Annotated in this window: 19 protein-coding genes and 1 riboswitch; of the genes, 11 read left to right on the top strand and 8 right to left on the bottom strand. The window is 67.6% G+C overall.

The genetic code is table 11. The annotated features are described in order from the left end of the window. Nucleotides 1-5: 5 nt before the first annotated feature. The 7 genes from PSQ40_RS20610 to PSQ40_RS20580 form a co-directional block, all read right to left on the bottom strand. Nucleotides 6-1,781, bottom strand: a complete 1,776-nt coding sequence (locus PSQ40_RS20610; RefSeq protein ID WP_273953775.1) for an ArnT family glycosyltransferase — start codon at nucleotides 1,779-1,781, stop codon at nucleotides 6-8. Between the two features lie 89 nt (nucleotides 1,782-1,870). Continuing rightward, a complete protein-coding gene (locus tag PSQ40_RS20605; RefSeq protein WP_273953774.1) occupies nucleotides 1,871-3,076 on the bottom strand; it encodes an acyltransferase family protein in 1,206 nt (401 codons plus the stop codon). Nucleotides 3,077-3,362: 286 nt separating this feature from the next. Beyond that, nucleotides 3,363-5,183: an ArnT family glycosyltransferase gene (locus PSQ40_RS20600; protein ID WP_273953773.1), complete on the bottom strand. Its 1,821-nt coding sequence runs from the start codon at nucleotides 5,181-5,183 to the stop codon at nucleotides 3,363-3,365. Nucleotides 5,184-5,247: 64 nt separating this feature from the next. Beyond that, a complete protein-coding gene (locus PSQ40_RS20595) occupies nucleotides 5,248-6,000 on the bottom strand; it encodes an SGNH/GDSL hydrolase family protein (protein WP_273953772.1) in 753 nt (250 codons plus the stop codon). Between the two features lie 97 nt (nucleotides 6,001-6,097). Next, nucleotides 6,098-6,520, bottom strand: coding sequence for a GtrA family protein (locus PSQ40_RS20590; RefSeq protein ID WP_273953771.1), 423 nt, complete (start codon nucleotides 6,518-6,520; stop codon nucleotides 6,098-6,100). Next, nucleotides 6,517-7,473 carry a glycosyltransferase family 2 protein gene (locus tag PSQ40_RS20585; protein WP_273953770.1) on the bottom strand — a complete coding sequence of 319 codons (957 nt, stop codon included), beginning with the start codon at nucleotides 7,471-7,473 and terminating at the stop codon, nucleotides 6,517-6,519. Before PSQ40_RS20585 ends, PSQ40_RS20590 begins: the two co-directional genes overlap by 4 nt. 253 nt (nucleotides 7,474-7,726) lie before the next feature. Beyond that, on the bottom strand, nucleotides 7,727-9,355 hold the full coding sequence (locus PSQ40_RS20580) for a peptide chain release factor 3 (protein WP_273953769.1): 1,629 nt from the start codon (nucleotides 9,353-9,355) through the stop codon (nucleotides 7,727-7,729). 258 nt (nucleotides 9,356-9,613) lie between these two features. Further along, nucleotides 9,614-9,692, top strand: a riboswitch (S-adenosyl-L-homocysteine riboswitch). A gap of 64 nt (nucleotides 9,693-9,756) precedes the next feature. Between PSQ40_RS20580 and ahcY the strand changes: the two genes are divergently transcribed. From ahcY to PSQ40_RS20560, 4 genes are all read left to right on the top strand, one after another. Continuing rightward, nucleotides 9,757-11,190 (top strand): adenosylhomocysteinase, encoded by a 1,434-nt coding sequence (gene ahcY, locus PSQ40_RS20575; RefSeq protein WP_273953768.1) that lies wholly within the window; start codon nucleotides 9,757-9,759, stop codon nucleotides 11,188-11,190. A gap of 181 nt (nucleotides 11,191-11,371) precedes the next feature. Then, entirely contained in the window at nucleotides 11,372-12,160 is a 789-nt protein-coding gene (locus PSQ40_RS20570; protein WP_273953767.1) for a TlyA family RNA methyltransferase, read from the top strand. Further along, nucleotides 12,157-13,032, top strand: coding sequence for a methylenetetrahydrofolate reductase [NAD(P)H] (gene metF, locus PSQ40_RS20565; protein WP_273953766.1), 876 nt, complete (start codon nucleotides 12,157-12,159; stop codon nucleotides 13,030-13,032). The genes PSQ40_RS20570 and metF overlap by 4 nt, the downstream gene beginning before the upstream one ends. Before the next feature lie 2 nt (nucleotides 13,033-13,034). After that, entirely contained in the window at nucleotides 13,035-13,562 is a 528-nt protein-coding gene (locus tag PSQ40_RS20560) for a septal ring lytic transglycosylase RlpA family protein (RefSeq protein WP_273953815.1), read from the top strand. A 107-nt stretch (nucleotides 13,563-13,669) separates the two neighbouring features. Here the strand turns inward: PSQ40_RS20560 and PSQ40_RS20555 are convergent, their stop codons facing one another. Next, entirely contained in the window at nucleotides 13,670-14,596 is a 927-nt protein-coding gene (locus tag PSQ40_RS20555; protein ID WP_273953765.1) for a 23S rRNA (adenine(2030)-N(6))-methyltransferase RlmJ, read from the bottom strand. Between the two features lie 153 nt (nucleotides 14,597-14,749). Here PSQ40_RS20555 and PSQ40_RS20550 point away from each other — a divergent pair, with 153 nt between their 5' ends. The 7 genes from PSQ40_RS20550 (at nucleotide 14,750) to erpA (ending at nucleotide 20,994) form a co-directional block, all read left to right on the top strand. Further along, nucleotides 14,750-16,693, top strand: coding sequence for a serine/threonine protein kinase (locus PSQ40_RS20550; protein WP_273953764.1), 1,944 nt, complete (start codon nucleotides 14,750-14,752; stop codon nucleotides 16,691-16,693). Nucleotides 16,694-17,116: 423 nt separating this feature from the next. Then, the gene (locus tag PSQ40_RS20545; RefSeq protein WP_273953763.1) at nucleotides 17,117-18,145 is read left to right on the top strand and encodes a porin; all 1,029 of its coding nucleotides are present in this window, start codon (nucleotides 17,117-17,119) and stop codon (nucleotides 18,143-18,145) included. Between the two features lie 358 nt (nucleotides 18,146-18,503). Further along, on the top strand, nucleotides 18,504-18,932 hold the full coding sequence (gene rplM / locus PSQ40_RS20540) for a 50S ribosomal protein L13 (RefSeq protein WP_273929256.1): 429 nt from the start codon (nucleotides 18,504-18,506) through the stop codon (nucleotides 18,930-18,932). Between the two features lie 9 nt (nucleotides 18,933-18,941). Further along, the gene (rpsI, locus tag PSQ40_RS20535; RefSeq protein ID WP_273953762.1) at nucleotides 18,942-19,334 is read left to right on the top strand and encodes a 30S ribosomal protein S9; all 393 of its coding nucleotides are present in this window, start codon (nucleotides 18,942-18,944) and stop codon (nucleotides 19,332-19,334) included. A 92-nt stretch (nucleotides 19,335-19,426) separates the two neighbouring features. After that, complete coding sequence (locus PSQ40_RS20530; RefSeq protein WP_273953761.1) at nucleotides 19,427-20,134, top strand: DUF6776 family protein; 708 nt, start codon at nucleotides 19,427-19,429, stop codon at nucleotides 20,132-20,134. A gap of 40 nt (nucleotides 20,135-20,174) precedes the next feature. Continuing rightward, complete coding sequence (locus tag PSQ40_RS20525) at nucleotides 20,175-20,570, top strand: bactofilin family protein (RefSeq protein WP_273953760.1); 396 nt, start codon at nucleotides 20,175-20,177, stop codon at nucleotides 20,568-20,570. Between the two features lie 58 nt (nucleotides 20,571-20,628). Next, nucleotides 20,629-20,994, top strand: coding sequence for an iron-sulfur cluster insertion protein ErpA (gene erpA / locus PSQ40_RS20520; protein WP_273953759.1), 366 nt, complete (start codon nucleotides 20,629-20,631; stop codon nucleotides 20,992-20,994). The last annotated feature ends 63 nt before the right edge of the window (nucleotides 20,995-21,057 follow it).

Below are 21,057 nucleotides of genomic sequence, written 5' to 3'. Positions count from 1 at the left end.
CGGGTTCAGGGGGGCAGCAGGTCGAAGGCCTCGGCCCCAGGGGCCTGGCCGATCGAACGGAAATACTGGTCAAAGTCGGCGTCGGGCTTGAACATGCCCAGCACGTCGTTGCGGATCAGCAGGGTGTCAAAGCCCTCGGCGCGCAGGCGCTCGGCCAGGCCCTTGGCCCCCAGCAACATGCGGTCGTGGTTGCGCCAGGGGCCAAAAATCTCGCCCCAGATCGGGTTGGGGGCGTAGTAGGTCAGGTTCTCCAGCGCGAACTGGTAGATGCGACGCCCCGGCGGCTGGTGCAGGCGCTGCACCAGCGGGTAGGCGGGCAGCGCCCGGGTCAGGATGACCTCGCGTTGTTCGGGCGTGAAGGCCACCTGGCGCAGGGCTTTTTCGCTGGCGGTCCAGCCGTACTGGCCCAACAGACCGACGCCGCCCAGCGCCAGCAGCAGCCCCAGTTGCTGACCCACCCAGCGCGGCTCGATCACGACCCGTGGGCAGGCTTGCCAGAGGCGCGCCAGCCCGGCGCTGATCACGCGCGCGCTGAGCAAGGCCAGCAGCGGGAAGGCCGGCAGCAGGTAGCGGTCGTAGTGCGAGGTGGCCCACCACACCGCGGTGGCGTAGGCGCTCAGCAGCAGCAGGCCGCGCCAGACCCGGTCGCGCCACAGCGCCGGCATCAAGAGGCTCAGCAGGGCCGGCCACAGGATCTTGGGCGGCCAGTTGGCCACCCCTTTGAGGTCATTGAGCTGGGCGTTCAGGTCCCATTCGTTCCAGTCGTGGAAGCCAAAAAGGCGGCCCCCCAAGGGGCTGAACGGGTCGCCCGTGAGCACGGCGTTGCGCACGTACCAGTAGAGGCAGGGCAGCAGGAACACCGCTGCCGTGCGCAGCCAGACCGAAGGCCGGCGCTCCTGCCACAGCAGCACCGCGCCAAAGAAGGGCAGGTAAATCAGGGCCTGGTACTTGCTGCCCACGGCCAGCCCCAGGATGAAGGCGGCCACCAGCAGCCAGCTGACCCGGCGGCGGTCCTGCCCCCACAGCCACAGGGCCGTGGCGCTGGCGCTCAGGAACAGCGCGATGCCCAGGTCGATGTAGGCCGATCCGTACAGCGAGCCCCCCAGCACCAGCCAGGTCACCGTGGCCAGGCTGGCGGTCAGCCGGCCGCCGTGGCGCAGGCCCACGCGGTACACCATCACGGCCACCAGCCAGCCCGCCAGCGCGTGCAGCAGGTGGGCCAGCACGTCGCCCTTGAGCAGCAGGGCGCACGCGTAGAGCAGGTCGTAGTTGTACGGGAACCAGGGGAAGCGCAGCCAGCCATTGACGGTCAGTTGCCCGCTTTCGGCCCACTGCTTGGCGTGCGGCAGGTGGTACATCAGCTCGTCCCATTGCAGCGGTGGGGCCAGCGGGGCGACCAGGGTGGGGGCCAGCGCCATCAGCACGGCCCAGAGCGCCACCAGGTCCAAGGCATGCCAGGTGCGCGGCGGGCGGGTGCGGCCAGGCAGCAGGCGCTCGCGCTCGCACCAGGCCCGCCACAGCCGCCAGGCCGCCAGGCCCCAGCCCAGGATCAGCAGCCCGAACAGGGCCGGTCGGTGCAGTTGGCCGGCCACGGCCAGCGCCTGCACCAGCACGATGAACAGGCCCAGCCCCAGGGTGGTGGTCAGCGCCCAGCCCAGCCAGCGGTCCTCGACCCGGGGGGCGCGCAGTGCCAGCAGCGTGGCCTGCCCCAGGCCCCAGAAGGCCAGCACCAGGCCCGCGAGGGCGCCGTAAAACTTTTGGATGAAGGCCAGTTCAGTCATGGTCTTGGGTCAGTCGGGCAGGGGGCGGTGGGCTGTGAACAAGGGGTGGGGACGGGCAGGGCGGCGGTTCGGCGGCCCTGCCAGAGGGGTCAGGTTGGGGCGTGGCGGCGCCGGGGGGCCGCGGCCCCCTGGCACCAGCGTTGGATCCAGGGCAGGCGGGGGAGGGCCTGGCTCAGGGGCCGCTCCAGCCCATGCCAGGTCAGCACCGCCAACGCCAGGGTGCAGCCCGTCACGGCCGCCAGCAGCGGGCCGCCATGCAGGGTGCCGCTTTGTTGCCACAGCTTCAGGACCGGCATGTGCCACAGGTAGATGCCGTAGCTGATCTGGCCCAGGTAGTTCAGCGGCTTCAACAGGCCCTGCACCCCGCCGGGCACACTGAGCGCGGCCAGCAGCAGAAAGAAGAACGAGACCACGAGGCCGGTCTTCCAGAACACCACCATCCAGGCGTTGCCCCAGTAGTCGCCGTGGTGGGCCATCACCTGCACGCAGGCATTGAAGCCGAGCCCGAACAGCGCCAGCCACAGCAGGCAATGGCGCCAGGCGGGCTGGCTCCAGCGCTGCAGCCAGCCGGGCTGGCGGTGCAGCATCAGGGCCAGGAAGATGCCCAGGCCGAACTCGTCCAGCGTGCCCGGCAGTTCGCCCGAGTAAATCACCATCAGGGGCACCGCGTTGTCGGCGCCCCGCAGGCCCAGGGCCACGGCCCATTTGAAGGCCCAGGCCAGCAGCATCAGGCCCAGCAGCCATTTCCAGGGCGCGCCCCGGGGCATGAAGCGCAGCGTCAGCGCGATGAACACATAGAACTGCATCTCGAGTGCGATCGACCAGGTCGGGCCATTGATCGACCCGTGGGTGCTGGGCCACAGGTTGTGCAGGAACACCAGGTGGCTGCCAATCTGCATCAGGGTGGTGCTCCAGCCTTGCAGCACCGGCGAGGGGTCGACCCACACCAGCCAGAACACGCTGGTCACCAGGTACAGCGGCACGATGCGGGCCAGCCGCCGGACCATGAACTGGCGCCGGTCCTGGGGCGTGCTCAGGGCGTTTTGAGACAGCCCCGAGCGGGTGATCACGAAGCCGCTGATGAGCAGGAACAGGTCGACCCCGATCCAGCCGATCTGCAGCACCGGCAGGTGGGTGAACAGGCTCAGGCCCGAGCCCGGCTCCAGCACATGGAAGTGGTACAGGAACACCAGCCCAGCCGCCAGCGCGCGCAGGCTGTCCAGCGCCGCGAAATGGGGAAGCCCGGGGGCCGCGGGGGGCGTGGTCCGGTGGGGGGACAGGGTTGCATTAGCCATGGAAGGGGCCGACTCCCGCGTGGGTTGCTGGGGCCCGCCGCCGCAGCGGCAGGCGCGTCTGACCGCGGGCGCCCCAGCGGGCGTGGACAGCGGTCGGTTGGGGATGCACCCCGGCAAGTCTAGGGCTGCGCTGTGCCGCCGGTCGTCGGTCCGGCGCTGCTCGGGCTGCGGGCCGGGGCGCCGTCATCCCGACGGGCGCGCGGGCCGCACAGGCGCGCCGGAGCCCCTCGGGCCGGGCGCGGCAGGTGGGGGCGCGGGGGGCGGGCATGGTCACGATCATGGGGCCTCAGGGCGGCAAGATCTGGAAGGCCTGGCCACCCTTGCCGTCGCTCAACAGCGTGAAGTGCTGCTCGAAACCGGGCAACTGCTGCAGGCGCTCCAACACGTTGTCGCGCACCAGCAAGGTGTTGAAGCCTTGTCGGTGCAGGTGGGCTGCCAGCTCGGGCGCCGACAGGTCGACCAGGTCGGCCTGGCGCCAGGGGCCAAAGACCTCGCCCCAGATCGGGTTGGGGGCGTAGTAGATCGCGTCCTCCAGTCCCCATTGGTAAATCTTCAGGCCGGGCAGGGTGCGCAGGTGCTGGAGCAGGTCATAGGCCACGATCTGCTGGCGCAGGAACTGGTCGCGCTGGGCCTGGGTGGGGGACACCCGCCAGGCGTAGTGGTGCCACTCCTGCCGCGCGTAGTTCACCACCAGGGCGGCGGCCAGGGCCAGCGCGACCCACAGGCCGCCGCGCCGCCGCGCCGGGGTGATGGCGGGCCAGCGGCGCGCCAGCACGTGGCTGCCGCGCCGCAGCAGTTCGACGCAGGTCCAGGCCGACAGCAGGGCCAGCACCGGCATCGACGGCACCAGGTAGCGGTCGTAGTGCGAGGTGACGTACCAACTCACCAGCGCGTAGGCGCTGAAGGCGGCGGCGCAGGCCCAGGCCAGGCCGCTGCGCCAGGGCCGCAGCAGAGGGGTCAGCAGCAGCGGCCACAGTGGGAACTCGGGCCAGTTGGCGACGCGCTTGAGGTCCTGGAACTGCAACCAATGATCCCGCGCGTTCCAGTCATGGAAGCCGAACACCTGGCCACCCAGGGGGCTGAAGGGGTCGCCGGTCAGCACCGCGTTGCGCACGTACCAGTACAGGCTGGGCAGCAGCAGCACGGCCGTGGCCAGCGCCAGCGTGGCCGGGCGTCGGTCGCGCCACAGCAGCACGGCCAGGTACAGCGGCAAAAAGAACAGGCTCTGGTACTTGGCGCCCACCGCCACGCCCATCAAGAAGGCGCTGACCAGCAGCCAGCCGCGGCCCGCCTTGGGGTCTTCCAGCCACAACAGGCAGGCGGCCCCGGCCCCGGTGACGAACAGCGCCACGCCCAGGTCCACATAGGCATTGGAGAAGAACCACAGGTTCATGCCGACCCAGATCGCGGTGCCGCCCAGGGCGGTCAACGGGCCCGCGTGGCGCAGACCCAGGCGGTACACCATCAGCGTGGTGAGCCAGCCCGCCAGCGCGTGCAGCAGGTGGGTGAATTGGTCCCCGCGCAAGATCAGGCCTGCGGCGTACAGCAGGTTGTAGTTGTACGGAAACCAGGGGTAGCGCAGCCACTCGTTGACGCTCAGGCGGCCGTTCTCGACCCATTGCCGCGCGTGCGGCAGGTGGTACATCATCTCGTCCCATTCAAAGGGCGGGCTCAGCGGCGCCACCCAGGTGGGCACCAGCAGGCCCAGGGCCAGCAAGGCACAGGCGGCGCGCAGCCAGGCCGAGCCCGGGGCCGAGGGGCCGTCGGCCTGGGGCTGGGGCTGGGGCTGGGCGCGCTGGCGCCTCCCCCGCGCCTCGCGCCCCAGTTGCCACAACTGCCACAACTGCCAGATGGCCAGCAGCAGGCCGGTCAGCAACACCCCATTGAGCGGCCCACGGCGCAGCAGCCCGGCCACGCCCAGGGCTTGCAGCGCGAGCGCGGTCAGGCCCATGCCGCTGCTGCAGGCCAGTGCCCACTGCAGCCAGGGGTCGGTGCCGCGCACCCGCAGCACCTGCTTGAACAGGGTCTGGCCCAGCCCCCAGAAGGCCAGCAGCAGCCACGCCAGGGTGGCGTACTGCCCGGCGGCAAAAGACAGGGCGTCAGTCATGGTGCAAGGTGTCGTCGGGCCCGGTGGGCCGGCATGCCACAAAGAGAGCGTGCATGGGCCGCACTCAAAGCGCCTGGATCAGCTGCGGGGTCAGCTTCTGGATCAAGCGGTCCGAGTAGGCCTGCCCCGGGTGGATGCCATCGATCAGCTCGTGCTTCTGGAACGGCACGCGGGCCAGCTCGATGTAGCGCACGCGGGTTTCCCACGCGACCGCGCGCAGCACCTTGTCAAACTTCATCACCCCTTTGAACACCGGGATCAGCCCCACCAGCACCACCGTCTTGCCGTGGGCTTGGGCGCCTCGCACCAGCTGGGTCAGGCTGCGCCGGAACTCTTTTTCCTGCACCCCGAGGATGAAGTCGGCGCCCCCGTAGCGCAGCACCACCAGTTGCTCGGGCGCGGTTTTCATGTGTTCGTCCCAGGCGCTGAAGGGCATGGCGTAGCCGCCACGCAGGGCGTCCACCGTGGTGGCCCCGGGGCGCGAGTAGTCGATGGTGACCATGCGGTCGTGGCTGAGTTCGCGCAGCCGGCGCACGGGTGGCACCGCAATCAGGTTGTTGGGCTGACCGGTGGCCGTGCCAGCCAGCAGGCTGTCGCCATACAGCCCAATGATGGGCAGTGTGGTGCCCGGCCCGCTGCGGTGGCTGGGGGCCGCGGGGGCAGGGCGGGCCACGGGCGGGGGCGGGCGGTGGTCACCGCCGCAGGCGGCCAGGCTCAGCAGGCCCGCGCCGAGGCAGACACGCCAGCTCGTGTGCAGGCGCCGTGCGCGCGAATGGGGGCGAACGGGCGTGGTTTTGGACAAGGTGGCGGGGGACATTCAGGTTTCCCGGAGGGCAGCAAAGGCGCAGGTGGCGACCGGTCTGAAGGTGGCTGGCCAGAGGCCGATCTGGAAAGCAACCGTCATGTGCGCGGGTTCAAGAAGAAGCGTTGTGGGGGGCTTGCCGTTGGCGAAACACCAGGTAGCGGGCGCTCACGAAATTGAAGCCCAGGCCCCCAATGCTGCCCAGCGCGACGCCCAGCAGGGCCGCCCCGTCGATGGGCACCCACTGCAGGGTCGCCACGTAGACGGCGTAGTTCACCAGGCCCCCCACGGTCATCGACAGCAGGTACTTCAGGTACTGGCGCCACCAGGGCTCGGTCAGGGGGCTGGGGCTGGCGAAGGCGAAGCGCCGATTCAGCCACCAGGTGGCGGTGGCCGCGCTCAGGAAGGACACCACCCGCGCGCCATACCAGCCCAGCCAGGGCGCCAGGGCGTACAGCACCGCCGTGTCGACCCCCAGGCCGATCACCCCGGCGACACAGAAAAACAGGAACTGACGTGACACCCGGCGGCTCATGGCTGGTGCAGGGGAATGCCCAGGTAGGTCAGTTGCTTGACCTCACGCCGACCGATCGTCACGGTGTGCAGGATGGCGCCGCACACCAGCGACAGGGCCGAGCACATCATGATGCCGGTGGCCATCACGGCGGTGGGCAGGCGCGGCACCAGGCCGGTTTGGAAGTAGGTCCAGGCCAGCGGTGCGGCGATGCCGACCGACAGCAGGGCCAGGAAGGCGGCCAGCAGGCCAAAGAAGGCCAGCGGGCGCTCGCTGATGAACAGCTTCAGGATGGTCTTGAGGATGCGCCAGCCATCGCGCAAGGTGGACAGCTTGCTGGTTGACCCCTCGGGGCGGGCGCGGTAGACGATGTCGACTTCGGCGTAGGGCATGCGCAGTTCCAGCGCGTGCACCGTCAGCTCGGTTTCGGTCTCGAAGCCCTGCGACATGGCCGGGAAGGACTTGGCATAGCGGCGCGAGAACACCCGGTAGCCCGACAGCATGTCGGTGAAGCCGCCACCAAAAATCCAGCTGACCGAACCGGTCAGCATGAGGTTGCCCAGGCGGTGGCCGGGGCGGTACGTCTGCGGGTCCTTGCCGTCGTCCTTGCGGCAGCCCACCAGCATGTCCAGGCGCCGCTCTTGCAGCAGGCGGATGTGCTCGCGCAGGTGGGTGACGTCGTAGGTGGCGTCGCCGTCGACCATCACATAGACGTCGGCCTCGACGTCCGCGAACATGCGCCGCACCACATTGCCCTTGCCGCGCAAGGCGACCGGGATCACCGTGGCGCCCAGCCGGCGCGCGATGGCGCCCGTGTCGTCGCTGGAGTTGTTGTCAAACACGTAGACCTCGGCCTCGGGCAGGCAGGCCTTGAACTCGTCCAGCACCTGGCCAATGGCCAGGGCCTCGTTGTAGCAAGGCAGGACCACGGCAACGCGGCAGTTGAGGGGAGTCGGTGTCGGACTGGACGTCATGGCGGCGATCAATTGAAAAGGCGGTAGGGCTTGGGCAGCAAGGGACCTGGGCGCGTCAACAAGGGATCACGCGCGCGCGCCACCCCGGAGGGGCCGATCGCGGCGTTGCTTGGTTTCTCCCTGGGCTCTTCGCTGGGTCGCGGCGAGCCTGGACGCGTGCCGAGCCGCCGCAGGCCCGCTGGCTCTGCATGAGGGCGTATGTTGCCACAAGCCCTCACCGCGCCAGACTGAACCCTGCACGCTGGCGCCGACTTTACCCCGCGGTCTGCAGGGCCAGGCCCGCGTGCTCGCGCAGCGGGTGGAAGTGGATCTTCGGAAACCGCTCCTGGGCCAGGCGCACGTCGTACGGCGAGGTGCACAGGTAGGCCAGCGTGTCGGCGGCGTCGTGCGCCAGGCGCATCGGGTAGGCGTCGGTGAAGGCTTTCAGCTCGGCCGGGGTGTCGGCGGTGATCCAGCGCGCGCCGGTGTACTGGCTGCTTTCCAGGCGCACGTCGGCGTCGTACTCGGCCTTCAGGCGGTGTTGCACCACTTCAAACTGCAGCTGGCCCACGGCCCCCAGCAGCATGGCGCCGCCCATGTCGGGCTTGAAAACCTGGATCGCACCTTCTTCGCCCAGCTGGGCCAGGCCCTGCTGCAGCTGCTTGGTGCGCAGCGGGTTCTTCAGGATCACGGTCATGAACAGTTCCGGCGCAAAGAAGGGCAGGCCGGTGAACTGCAGGCTGGCGCCATCGGTGATGGTGTCACCCAGTTGCACGCCGCCGTGGGTGGTGAAGCCAATGATGTCGCCCGCGTAGGCCTCGTCCACCGCTTCGCGGCGCTGCGACAGGAAGGTCACCACCGAGGTCGGGCGCAGCTCTTTGCCGGTGCGCTGCACGCGCAGCTTCATGCCCGGCGTGTACTTGCCCGAGGCCATGCGCACAAAGGCAATGCGGTCGCGGTGCGAGGGGTCCATGTTGGCCTGCACCTTGAACACCACGCCCGAGAAGGCGCCGTCTTCGGGCTGGATTTCTTTCTCGACCGGCTGGCGGTTGACCAGCACGGTGCTCTTGCGCGACTGCGGTGGCGGCGCCAGGTCGACCAGCGCGTCCAGCACCTCCATGACCCCGAAGTTGTTGACCCCGGAGCCAAAGAACACCGGGGTCTGCTTGCCGGCCAGGAAGGCCGCGTGGTCGTAAGCGGGCGAGGCGCCGGTGGCCAGTTCCATGGCCTCCAGGGCGGACTCGTACTCGGCCCCGAAACGCTTCAACAGGGTCTCGTGCTCGCTCAGCGGGATGCTCTCGAAGTCCTGCGGCAGGCGCTCGCTGCCGGCTTCAAACACCGTCATGGCCTGGGTGCGCAGGTTGATGATGCCGGCGAAGCTCTTGCCCTGGCCCACGGGCCAGGTCATGGGCACGCAGGGCATGCCGAGTTCGCGTTCCACCTCGTCGAGGATGTCCAGCGGCTCGCGCACTTCGCGGTCCATCTTGTTGACGAAGGTCAGGATGGGCGTGTCGCGCTGGCGGCACACCTCGATCAGGCGGCGGGTCTGGGCTTCCACCCCGTTGGCCGCGTCGATCACCATCAGGGCCGAGTCCACCGCGGTCAGCACGCGGTAGGTGTCTTCGGAGAAGTCCTTGTGGCCCGGGGTGTCGAGCAGGTTGATGACGTGCTCGCGGTAGAGCATCTGCATCACCGACGAGGCGACCGAAATGCCACGCTGCTTTTCAATCTCCATCCAGTCCGAGGTGGCGTGGCGGCTGGCCTTGCGGGCTTTCACCGAGCCGGCGATCTGGATCGCGCCCGAGAACAGCAGCAGTTTTTCGGTCAGCGTGGTTTTACCCGCGTCCGGGTGGGAAATGATCGCAAAGGTGCGGCGGCGGCGGGTTTCGTTGGCGTAGGACACGGGCAGGCTTTGGTGTTGGCGCGGGGGCGGCGCGCGAAATTCGGGGCCGGTGGGCGACGCGATGGGGTCGCTCCGGCGGTGGGCTGAGACCCGGGCCCGCAAGGGGGCCGGTGGGGCGCAGCCAACGATTTTAAAGGCTTGCGGCCCCGGGCCCAGCCAGCGCCGGTTTTCGCCCGGCACGGCGGTGGTGCGGGCGCTAACCTGAGCCGGCGCCCGGGACATTGCGGCCACCCCCCTGGCAGTTGGCATAAAATAGCTCGATCCGAGGAGCGTTGCAGCACCCCCAAACAGGCGGGGTGTGAGGCTCGGACCGACACCGCAACGACGCTCATCCACTTCCCGTGCGATGAGTTTTTTCGCCCCGGCAAGTGGTTTTTTCAAAATCCGTTTTGGAGCAAACCATGAATGCACGTATCAACACCCCCGTGAACACCGACTGTGTGATCACCGACATCGGCCTGGCGGCTTGGGGCCGCAAGGAAATCCGCATCGCCGAGACCGAAATGCCCGGTCTGATGGCCATCCGCGAAGAGTTCGCCCCGTCGCAGCCGCTCAAGGGCGCCCGCATCACGGGCTCGCTGCACATGACGATCCAGACCGCTGTGCTGATCGAAACCCTGCAAGCCCTGGGCGCGCAAGTGCGTTGGGCCTCGTGCAACATCTTCTCGACCCAGGACCACGCCGCAGCCGCCATCGCCGCGGCCGGCACCCCGGTGTTCGCCGTCAAGGGCGAGTCGCTGGAAGACTACTGGGACTACACCCACCGCATCTTCGACTTCGGCGCCGCAGGCACCGAAGGCGAAGGCCCGAACATGATCCTGGACGACGGCGGCGACGCCACCTTGCTGATGCACCTGGGCAAGCAAGCCGAGAAGGACGCTTCGGTGCTGGCCAACCCGGGCAGCGACGAAGAGCGCATCCTGTTCGCCGCCATCAAGGCCAAGCTGGCCGTGGACCCGACCTGGTACACCCGCAAGAGCGCCCACATCATCGGCGTGACCGAAGAAACCACCACCGGTGTGCACCGCCTGAAGGAAATGTCGGCCAAGGGCACGCTGATGTTCCGCGCCATCAACGTCAACGACTCGGTCACCAAGAGCAAGTTCGACAACCTGTACGGCTGCCGCGAATCGCTGGTGGACGGCATCAAGCGCGCCACCGACGTGATGATCGCTGGCAAGGTAGCTTGCGTGGCCGGTTACGGTGACGTTGGCAAGGGCTCGGCCCAGGCCCTGCGCGCCCTGTCGGCCCAAGTCTGGGTGACCGAAATCGACCCCATCAACGCCCTGCAAGCCGCCATGGAAGGCTACAAGGTCGTGACCATGGAGTACGCCGCCGACAAGGCCGACATCTTCGTGACCACCACCGGCAACAAGGACGTGATCCGCCACGAGCACATGCTGGCCATGAAGGACCAGGCCATCGTCTGCAACATCGGTCACTTCGACAACGAAATCCAGGTCGCCACGCTGGAGCAGTACCAGTGGGAAGAGATCAAGCCCCAGGTCGACCATGTGATCTTCCCGGACGGCAAGCGCATCATCCTGCTGGCCAAGGGCCGCCTGGTGAACCTGGGCTGCGGCACCGGCCACCCCAGCTTCGTGATGTCGTCGAGCTTTGCCAACCAGACCATCGCGCAGATCGAGCTGTTCACCCGCAGCGAAGCCTACGAAAGCGGTCAGGTCTATGTGCTGCCCAAGCACCTGGACGAAAAGGTGGCCCGCCTGCACCTGAAGAAGGTCGGCGCGATGCTGACCGAGCTGACGGACGAGCAGGCCGCCTACATCGGCGTGTCCAAGCAAGGCCCGTACAAGCCCGACACCTACCGCTATTGAGCGTTCATTGAGCGTTCATTGAGCGCTGGTCAGGTCCCGTGCGGGGCCTGACCCTGGTGGCACCCCCGGCACCGCCGGGGTGCCACGGGCGGTGTCTTTTTGAGGCGCCGCTTGCGCCTCTTCAGACCGGGCGCCCGGCGGGCCTGCCGGTCTTGTTTCCCATCTTTTTCCAAAGGGTTCCATGCGAGCTGATCAGTTGTTGGTGGAGCGCGGCTTGGCCGTCTCCCGCTCGCAGGCCTCGCGCCTGATCGCGGCGGGGGTGCAGTGGCGGCCCAGCGAGGCTTCGCCGTGGGTGGCGGTCGTCAAGAACGGCCAGGAGCTGCCCGACAGCGCTCAGATCGAACTGGTCGACACCGCCGAGGCGCGCTACGTGTCGCGGGGCGGGCTCAAGCTGGAAGGCGCCCTGCGCCACACCGGCGTGTCGGTGCGCGAGCGCCTGTGCCTCGACGTGGGGCAGTCCACCGGGGGCTTCACCGACTGCCTGCTGCAGGCCGGCGCGGCCCATGTGGTGGGCGTGGACGTGGGCCAGGGCCAGCTCTATGAGCGGCTGCGCTTCGACGACCGCGTGACCTGCATCGAGCAGCTCAATGCGCGCAACATGACCACGCTGGAACTGATGGCGGAATGCGAGGGGCTGGAAAGCCCGCGCGGTCCTTTTGACGGTCAGTTCGACCTCATCACCGGGGACCTGTCCTTCATCTCGCTGACCTTGGTCATGCCCGCTCTGATGCCCATGCTGGGCCTGGGCGGCGACCTGCTGATGCTGGTCAAGCCGCAGTTCGAGCTGCAGCCTGGCCAGGTGGGCAAGGGGGGCATCGTGCGCGACCCCGCGATGTACGCGGTGGTCGAAGCGCGTTTGCGTGGCGCCTGCGCCGAACTCGGTTTGCAGGTGCAGGACTGGTTCGACAGCCCGATCAGCGGTGGCGATGGCAACCGTGAATTTTTCATCCATGCAAGGAGAGCGGCATGAGTCAGAGCTCATCCAGTTCCACATCCGGCGCGGCCTCGGCCCGTCTGCCGGTCAGCTTTGAGTTTTTCCCGCCCAAGACGCCCGAAGGCGCTGCCAAGCTGCGCACCGTGCGCCAGGCGCTGTACCAGCGCTCGCCCGAGTTCTGCTCGGTCACTTACGGGGCCGGGGGCTCGACCCAGGAAGGCACGTTTGCCACCGTGCGCGAGATCCTGGCCGAAGGCGTCAGCGCCGCCTCGCACTTCTCGTGCATCGGCGCCACGCGGGATTCGGTGCGCGAGCAACTGGCCACCCTCAAGGCCATGGGCGTGAAGCGCCTGGTGGCCCTGCGCGGTGACTTGCCCAGCGGCTACGGTGCGGGGGGCGAGTTCCAGTATGCGAGCGACCTGGTGGCCTTCATCCGCGCCGAGACCGGGCGTGACTTTCACATCGAAGTGGCGGCCTACCCTGAAGTGCACCCGCAAGCCCGCTCGCCCGAGGCCGACCTGCAGGCCTATGCGGCCAAGGTGCGCGCGGGCGCGGACGCGGCCATCACGCAGTACTTCTACAACAGCGATGCGTACTTCCGCTTCGTCGACGAGGCCTACCGCCTGGGCGTCGACGTGCCGGTGGTGCCGGGCATCATGCCCATCACCAGCTCGACCCAGCTGATGCGTTTTTCGGACGCCTGTGGCGCCGAGATCCCGCGTTGGATCCGCCTGCGCCTGCAGGCCTTCGGGGATGACGTGGAGTCGATCAAGGCCTTCGGCCTGGACGTGGTCACCGACCTGTGCGACCAGTTGCGCAACGCTGGCGTGCCGGGCTTGCACTTCTACACCATGAACCAGAGCGCCGCCACGCTGGCGCTGCTGGACCGCCTGGCCTTGTCGGCTTGAGCATGCGGCGCCTGCTGCTGAGCGGCGTCTTGTTGGCGGGCCTGCTGGGCAGCGCCGGGGCGCTGTCGGCCGAGGCTGGCTTTGGCGCCGTGCCGGGGCTCAGCCTGCCCACGCGAGACACGCTCGACAGCGCCCCGGCCCAGGGGCCTGACGCGGCGTCCTTGCCCGAACTCGTGGGCGACCCGCTGAGCACCCTGATGTCGCCCGATGAGCTGTTCTTTGAGCGCGGGTCGGCCTCCTGGTATGGCCTGGCGCTGCACCGCCGTCGCACCGCCAGCGGCGAGCGGTTTGACATGAATGCCTTCACCGCGGCCCACCGCACGCTGCCGTTTGGCACCAAGGTGTGCGTGCACAGCCTGGTCACCGGCAAGGAGGTGCTGGTGCGCATCAACGACCGCGGGCCGCACACGGCGGGCCGCATCATTGACCTCAGCCGCGCGGCCGCGCTGGCGCTGGACTTGCTGGGCACGGGGATCAAAGAAGTGGCCCTGTCCCTGCCGGCCGTGACCGGTCGCGTCTGCGCGCAGTGATCCGGTTCGGACCGGGGAGCGGGGGGGTAGGGCGGCAGGCCGCCTGCCCACCGCGCATTCAAAGGGCCTGCCGGCGACGCCCGCCCGGGCCGCCCGGGCCGGCGGGATCAGCTGCCGCTGTCCAGCGTGAAGCCCGCGCCCTTGTCCTGACCGAGCAACTGCACCATCTGGGGCAGGGCTTCCTTGAGCTGGTCTTTCAGGGTGTAGGGCGGGTTGATCAGGAGCATGCCGCTGGCCGGCAGGCCGCCGCCCGACTTGCTGCCCGACTTGACGGTCAGCGTGGCGTGCAGCCAGGCCTTGCCCGCCTTGTTGGCCATGGTCTTGAGGCGGCGCGGCAGGTCGTGCGCCTCGGGGCGCGGGATGATCGGGTACCAGACCGCGTAGGTGCCGGTGGCAAAACGCTTCAGGCAGTCGGCAATCAGGTCCTGCACGCGCAGGTAGTCGGACTTGATTTCGTAGCTGGGGTCGCACAGCAGCAGGGCACGGCGTGCTGGCGGCGGCAAGAACTTCTTCACGCCTTCAAAACCATCTTCGCGCAGCACAGCGACCTGGCGGCCGACTTCGAGTTGGGCGATGTTGCCTTCGAGGGCGCGGGCATCGGTGGGGTGCAGTTCAAACACCTTGAGGCGGTCGTGGCTGCGCAGCAGGCGCTGCGTGATGAACGGTGAGCCCGGATAGACCTTGAGCGAGTTGCCGCTGTTGAAGGCGCGCACCTGCTCGGCGTAGTCGGCCAGCGCGGGGGCGAGCTTGAAGCCTTCTTTCTTGGGCGCGTACTTGCCCTTGGGCGCGTTGGGGTCGACTGGTTCGGGCTCGACCACCGGACCGGCGAGCAAGGCGCGGATGCCTTGCTCGGCCTCCCCGCTGGTGGTGGCGTAGTCGCCATCCAGTCGGTACAGACCGGCCCCCGCATGGGTGTCGATCACGGTCAGGGCCGCGTCTTTTTCTGTCAAATATTGGAGTGCGGACACCAGCACGGTGTGCTTGAGCACATCGGCGTGGTTGCCTGCATGGAAGGCGTGGCGGTAACTGAACATGGCGCCAATGGTAACGGGGCGGCGGTATTTGTTGGCATCCGCTCTGCCTTTTGCCGCAGCAGGCGCTATCCTCGGCGCCTGTAAATTGTTCAAATCAGGGCTTTGTCGCCGCGACTTCCGGGTCTCGGAACGCCGCCGCTGTTCCTGTTGTCCATGACCTCCCCCGTTCCTGACGCCTCTCCCGCCGCCTTGACCCATGTCGATGCGCTGGCCGTGGGCGAGCGCCTGGCCGAGTTCGAGATCACGGGCTTGCTGGGGGTGGGGGGCTTTGGTCTGGTGTACCAAGCCTTTGACCATTCCTTGCACCGGCCGGTGGCCATCAAGGAATACATGCCCAGCGCCCTGGCCGGGCGTGCCGAAGGGCAGCGCGTGGCCACGCGCTCATCGGCCGACGGGCCGGCCTACGAGTCGGGTCTGCGAGGCTTCCTCAGCGAGGCGCGGCTGCTGGCCCGCTTTGACCACCCCTCGCTGGTCAAGGTGTTCCGCTTCTGGGAGGCCAACGGCACCGCCTACATGGTGATGCCCCTGTACCAGGGCATGACCCTCAAGCAGGCCCGTCAGCAGATGCGCAGCCCGCCGCCCGAAGCCTGGTTGCGCCAGGTGCTGGGGGGGGTCTTGGGGGCCCTGTCGGTGCTGCACGAGGGGGACACCCTGCACCGCGATGTGTCGCCCGACAACCTCTTCTTGCAAGACCTGGGGCCGCCGGTGCTGCTGGACCTGGGCGCGGCGCGGCGCGCGGTGGGGGAGCAGACGCAAAAGCACACCGCCATCCTGAAGGTCAATTACGCGCCCATCGAGCAGTACGCCGAGGCCGAGGACATGCACCCTGGGCCCTGGTCTGATTTGTATTCGCTGGCCGCCGTGGTGTATGACTGCCTGTGCAACAAGCCAGCGCCGCCGGCCACCTTCCGCATCATCAAGGACCGCATGCTGCCGCTGGCCGAGGTGGCGCGGGTGGTGGAGGCCGAGTTCGGCCAGTCCTATTCGGCGCCGTTTGTGGCCAGCCTGTCGCAGGCGCTGGCGATCCGGCCCGAGCAGCGACCGGCCAGCACCCAGGCGCTGGCCGAGGCCATGGGCCTGTCGGTGGACCTGGCGCGCCTGAGCCGCTTTGACTGGCGCGCCGAACTGGGCGACCTCTGGCAGGCGCCGGGGAGCGCTCCCCCGCCCCAGCCGGGCTCGACCGACGTCACCACCGTCCTGCCCGGGCCCGCGCCGTCCCCCACCACGCCGGAGCCTGACCTGGACTTCACCTGGCCGCAGGCGCTGTCGGTCGATGCGCGGCCGCCCGCGGCCGTGTCCGCGACCCGCGTCGAGGCCCCCTCCACCGCCGCGCGCACCGTGCCGCTGGCCGCCGCCGAGGTGGCCGCGCCAGCGGCTGTGCCCCCCGTGGTGCCCCGCGCAGCGGGGGCGCCACCGTCGGCAGATGCGCTGCACTGGCGCCAGACGGTGATCGGGGTGGTGCTGCTGTCCCTGCTGGGGGCCGGGCTCGGGTGGTGGTGGCAGGTGTCGCACGACCCCGACGCCGGCGTCATCACCGAGCTGGCCGAGCCGGCCGCCCCCGCGGCTTCGGCAGGCGCTGCGGCTGCATCGCCTCCGGCGCCCGGGCCGGCCCAGCCGACCGAGGGCCAGGCTGGGGCTGGCGCACCGACCGCCGCGCCGACCTCCGCCCCTGTGGCGGAGTCGCCCCGAGCCGGCAGCAGCCCGGCAGCGCGTTCGACGGCGGTGACACCGGGCGGGGCCAGCGATTCGTCTCAGCGCAAAGCGGCAGCGGCGGCGGTGCCCCCTGCGGCGACCGGCGCTGCGGCCACGGGGGCGGCCTCGCGGGGCGCGGCGTCCGGGTCGGCCGCGGGCGCGCGCACCGCGGGCCGTGACGAGGGGCGTGGCGCCGAGGCCGCCAGCAACCGACCCGGCCCCGAGCCGGTCGCCCCGGCGGGCGGTGCCGCCAGTGGCAGTGGTGCAGCGCTGTGTGCGGACAGCCACGTGTTGGCCAAGACCATGTGCATGCACCAAGCCTGTGCGCGGCCAGAAAACACGGCCACCAAGGCCTGTGTCGACTACCGGCGGGGTTTGCAGGAGCGTTCCGAGCGCCTGTTCTGAGCGCTGATCGCCCAGCAGGCTGATGCGGGCCCGCGCAGCAGCGGTGAGCCCGCAAAATCCAGGGTTTCGGGCCCGATGGCGCCCGCCGCGAGGTCGGGGGAGGCCGGTGGGGTTTTGGGGCTTGACTTTTGCCTAACCCAGGTCGGTTGCCTGAGGTGTAATCAGACTCTTATGGCCACTATGTGAAGTTTTGGATGGCCCAGGTATTGCTTGTCATTAAATTGAAACGGTCGGTAACGTCGGTAAGTCGCTTCAGCCCCGGTCCAGGCCGGCCTTGACACCACGGCCCCCGCACGCCACCCCATCGCAGAGGGGTGTCCGGCGGTGGTCCCCGGTGGCCACTGAGGCGGTTCGGCAGGACATGACCCCCCGTTCGATTTCGCAATGTCCGTTGATTGATTGTTTAAACCTCTGGAGAACAACTTGAAAAAGTCCCTCATGTCTATTTTGGCGCTGGCTGCGATGGCCGGTGGTGCCCATGCTCAAAGCACCGTTCAGGTCATGGGCTTGCTGGATACCTACGCCGGCTCCATCCGCATGGCGGGTGACGGCGGCCGCACCAGCAAAGTCGGTAGCGGTGGCATGACCACCTCCTGGATCGGTTTCAAGGGCTCTGAAGACCTGGGTGGCGGCCTGCGTGCCAACTTCGCCCTGACCTCGTTCATGCAAGTCAACTCGGGCGTGCCGGGCCGCTTCACGGGCGACACCTTCTTCTCGCGCGACGCCAACCTGGGCCTGTCGGGTGGTTTCGGTGCCGTGACCGTGGGCCGTGGTCTGGCCCCCAACTTCCTGCCGACCGTGATCGCCAACCCCTTCGGTGATTCCTTCACCTTCTCGCCGCTGGTGCTGCACGCGAACGTGGGCCTGTTCAACGGCACGGGCTGGACCGCCACCACCCCGTCGGACACCGGTTGGTCGAACGAAGTCATCTACAGCACGCCGAAATTCGGCGGCCTGTCGGGCAACGTGCACTACCAGTTCAGCAACCTGGACAGCACCACCGGCAATTCGGGCAAGAAGAACATCGGCGTGAACGCCATGTACTTCAATGGCCCCTTGGCCCTGACCGGCTTCTACGAGCGCGATCAGCTGAACAACCCCGTGGTGACCGCCTTCTCGCCGGCCAACACCAAGAAGGACTGGATGCTCGGTGGCTCGTATGACTTCACCGTGGCCAAGGCCTTCCTGACCTATGGCCAAGCCGCCAACAACCTGACGCCCAAGGCCAAGACCACCTCGGTCGGCGTCAGCGCACCGGTCGGTGCTGGCAAGGTGCTGGCGGCCTACGCCAACACCTCGCTGGACAGCGGCATTTCGCGCAAGACCGCCAGCCTGGGTTACGACTACTTCCTGTCCAAGCGCACCGATGTCTACGCGGTGCTGATGAATGACAAGATCACCGCCAAGTCCACTGGCACCAGCTTCGGCGTGGGCATCCGTCATTCCTTCTGATTTTTTGTGCGAGTGAGTTTCTTCATTGGCGCAACCTGAAAAGGTTGCGCCTTTTTTGCATGGCCGCCGGAAGGTGGCAGGGCCCTGGGCCTTGCTGCTGGACGTGCGGCCCTGTATTTTGTAGAATAGAAGGCTTCGCAGCGTTTTTAGCCCCGCGGCGAAGTCTGCGCAGCCATTGCTGCCGATCCCGAAGCCGCAGGTTCAGCTTGGACCCGCATCAGACTTCAACCCGCAAGGGTGGTGGATGGGCAGGCTGGGCGATCCCCACCTAAGAGGTTTCCAGAAGAGAAACACCGACCGTGGAAAAGGGCTTTTTGCAGCCGGCCTTTCAGGCCGGCAACCAACTCGAAAGCAATACATGTCTACGTTCAGCGCTAAGCCCGCAGACGTGAAGCACGAGTGGTTTGTGATTGACGCCACCGACAAGGTGCTCGGCCGGGTAGCCAGCGAAGTTGCCCTCCGTCTGCGCGGCAAACACAAAGCCATTTACACGCCTCACGTCGATACTGGCGATTTCATCGTCATCATCAACGCCGCCAAGATCAAGGTCACCGGCACCAAGTCCCTGGACAAGGTGTACTACCGTCACTCTGGCTTCCCCGGCGGCATCACTGCCACCAACTTCCGCGACCTGCAAGCCAAGCATCCTGGCCGTGCAATCGAGAAGGCCGTCAAGGGCATGCTGCCCAAGGGTCCTCTGGGTTACGCCATGATCAAGAAGCTCAAGGTGTACGGCGGTGCTGAGCACCCCCACACCGCGCAGCAACCCAAAGTGCTGGAACTGTAAGGAGCCGAGATGATTGGTGAATGGAACAATGGCACCGGCCGTCGCAAGTCCAGCGTCGCCCGTGTGTTTCTGAAAAAAGGCACTGGCAAGATCACGGTGAACGGCAAGGACATCCAGTCCTACTTCGGCCGCGAAACCTCGATCATGATCGCCAAGCAGCCCCTGGTGCTGACCTCGCATGTTGAATCTTTCGACATCCAGGTCAACGTGCACGGCGGCGGTGAATCCGGCCAAGCCGGTGCAACCCGTCACGGCATCACCCGCGCTCTGATCGACTACGACGCTTCGCTGAAGCCCGCACTGAGCCAAGCCGGCTTCGTGACCCGCGACGCCCGTGAAGTGGAACGTAAGAAGGTCGGCCTGCACTCTGCTCGCCGCGCCAAGCAGTTCAGCAAGCGCTGATCAGCGTTTCTTTCTGCAAAACCGCAACAAGTCCGACTTGTTGCGGTTTTTTTGTTTTACGCTCCCCCTTTTTGTCTTTTCGCCACCGGCCCATGCGCTTTCGCCTGCTTCGTCGACGCCTCACCATCAGTGCCCCTCGGGTGGCCGTGCGCAGCGCCATGCCTTGGCCCTTGCGTTGGGCGGTGCTGGCCATCATGCTGGGCTTTTGCGCCGCCATTGCGCTGTGGGCGTTTGAGTTTGGCAAGAACCTCGCTGGCCTGGAGCCGCACACCCGGGAAGAGGTGCTGGCGCTGCGCGAGCAGCTGGCCCAGATGCGTGACGAGCGCGACAAGGCGCAGTCGGTGGCCAACACGTCGGGCAGCCTGTTGACGGCCGAGCGCGCGACCCAGGAGCGCCTGCTGGCGCAGGTGCACCAACTGGAGCAGGACAACCGCTCGCTGCGCGACGACCTGGGTTTCTTTGAGAAGCTGATCCCGGCCAACAGTCAGGACGACGTCGGCATCCGCGGGCTGCAGGCCGAGACCCTGGCCGGGCAGCAGTTACGCTGGCAGGTGCTGGTGATCCAGCCCGTGAAGGCGGGCCCCGAATTCAAGGGCCGTCTCGAGTTGCTGTTGTCGGGTACGCTCGCGGGCAAGCCCTGGGAGATGCCCTTGCCGCAAGGCCCGGTGCCCCTGCAGTTCCGCCAGTACCGCCGCCTCGAAGGGGTGGTGGACCTGCCGGCCCAGGCGGTGGTCAAGCAGATCACGGCCCGGGTGCTGGACGCCAATGGGTCGCGCGCCGTGCAGACCCTGAAGCTGTGAGCGGCCGTCACACGGCTTACCGACCTCGAAAGGACTGACTTTGTTCGCCAAGAAGAAGCAACCGCCCATCAAGAGCCTGATCGCCCAAGGCAGCCGCATCGACGGCAACATCACCTTCGCCGAGGGCCTGCGGGTCGACGGCGACGTGGTGGGTGATGTGCGGGTGGATGAGTCGCAGCCCAGCCTGCTCGTGATCTCGGAAACCGCCACGGTGATCGGTGCCGTGTATGCCGACCACGTCATCATCAATGGCCGGGTGCAAGGCCCGGTGCACGCCCGCGAACTGCTGGAGTTGCAGCCGCGCGCCCGCATCGAAGGCGACATCTACTACAAGGCCCTGGAGATGCACCAGGGCGCGGTGGTGGCGGGCATGCTGTGCCCCGCGGTGCAGATGGACGAAAAGCCCCTGTTGTCATTGACGGCTAATTCCCACTGACCGGAATTCCCGAGCGAATTCTTGTACTATTCAGACCAAACCGTTTCCGGAGATCCCCATGAGTGCTGTTGTCGAGTCGATGCCGACCGAAATGCCCACCCCCATCGTTTTCACCGACAGCGCGGCCGCCAAGGTGGCTGACTTGATCGCTGAAGAGGGCAACCCTGACCTGAAGCTGCGCGTGTTTGTGCAGGGCGGTGGTTGCTCGGGCTTCCAGTATGGTTTCACGTTTGACGAGATCACCAACGAAGACGACACCACGATGACCAAGAACGGTGTGTCGTTGCTGATTGACGCGATGAGTTACCAGTACCTGCTGGGGGCCGAGATCGATTACAAGGAAGATCTGCAAGGTGCACAGTTCGTGATCAAGAACCCGAACGCCACCACCACCTGTGGCTGTGGCTCCAGCTTCTCGGTCTGAAGCGCGTCCCGCACGCTGCCCGACAAAACCGCCCTCGAGGCGGTTTTTTCTTTTCGCCCGCCT

This window comes from Curvibacter cyanobacteriorum (assembly GCF_028649475.1).
Taxonomy (GTDB): domain Bacteria; phylum Pseudomonadota; class Gammaproteobacteria; order Burkholderiales; family Burkholderiaceae_C; genus Curvibacter; species Curvibacter cyanobacteriorum.
This window is presented reverse-complemented; position numbering and strand designations above follow the sequence as displayed.

Coding starts and splice junctions, on each gene's coding strand:
- PSQ40_RS20610 (WP_273953775.1), bottom strand. CDS start 1,781: ATGACTGAACTGGCCTTCATCCAAAAGTTTTACGGCGCCCTCGCGGGC.
- PSQ40_RS20605 (WP_273953774.1), bottom strand. CDS start 3,076: ATGGCTAATGCAACCCTGTCCCCCCACCGGACCACGCCCCCCGCGGCC.
- PSQ40_RS20600 (WP_273953773.1), bottom strand. CDS start 5,183: ATGACTGACGCCCTGTCTTTTGCCGCCGGGCAGTACGCCACCCTGGCG.
- PSQ40_RS20595 (WP_273953772.1), bottom strand. CDS start 6,000: ATGTCCCCCGCCACCTTGTCCAAAACCACGCCCGTTCGCCCCCATTCG.
- PSQ40_RS20590 (WP_273953771.1), bottom strand. CDS start 6,520: ATGAGCCGCCGGGTGTCACGTCAGTTCCTGTTTTTCTGTGTCGCCGGG.
- PSQ40_RS20585 (WP_273953770.1), bottom strand. CDS start 7,473: ATGACGTCCAGTCCGACACCGACTCCCCTCAACTGCCGCGTTGCCGTG.
- ahcY (WP_273953768.1), top strand. CDS start 9,757: ATGAATGCACGTATCAACACCCCCGTGAACACCGACTGTGTGATCACC.
- PSQ40_RS20570 (WP_273953767.1), top strand. CDS start 11,372: ATGCGAGCTGATCAGTTGTTGGTGGAGCGCGGCTTGGCCGTCTCCCGC.
- metF (WP_273953766.1), top strand. CDS start 12,157: ATGAGTCAGAGCTCATCCAGTTCCACATCCGGCGCGGCCTCGGCCCGT.
- PSQ40_RS20560 (WP_273953815.1), top strand. CDS start 13,035: ATGCGGCGCCTGCTGCTGAGCGGCGTCTTGTTGGCGGGCCTGCTGGGC.
- PSQ40_RS20555 (WP_273953765.1), bottom strand. CDS start 14,596: ATGTTCAGTTACCGCCACGCCTTCCATGCAGGCAACCACGCCGATGTG.
- PSQ40_RS20550 (WP_273953764.1), top strand. CDS start 14,750: ATGACCTCCCCCGTTCCTGACGCCTCTCCCGCCGCCTTGACCCATGTC.
- rplM (WP_273929256.1), top strand. CDS start 18,504: ATGTCTACGTTCAGCGCTAAGCCCGCAGACGTGAAGCACGAGTGGTTT.
- rpsI (WP_273953762.1), top strand. CDS start 18,942: ATGATTGGTGAATGGAACAATGGCACCGGCCGTCGCAAGTCCAGCGTC.
- PSQ40_RS20530 (WP_273953761.1), top strand. CDS start 19,427: ATGCGCTTTCGCCTGCTTCGTCGACGCCTCACCATCAGTGCCCCTCGG.
- erpA (WP_273953759.1), top strand. CDS start 20,629: ATGAGTGCTGTTGTCGAGTCGATGCCGACCGAAATGCCCACCCCCATC.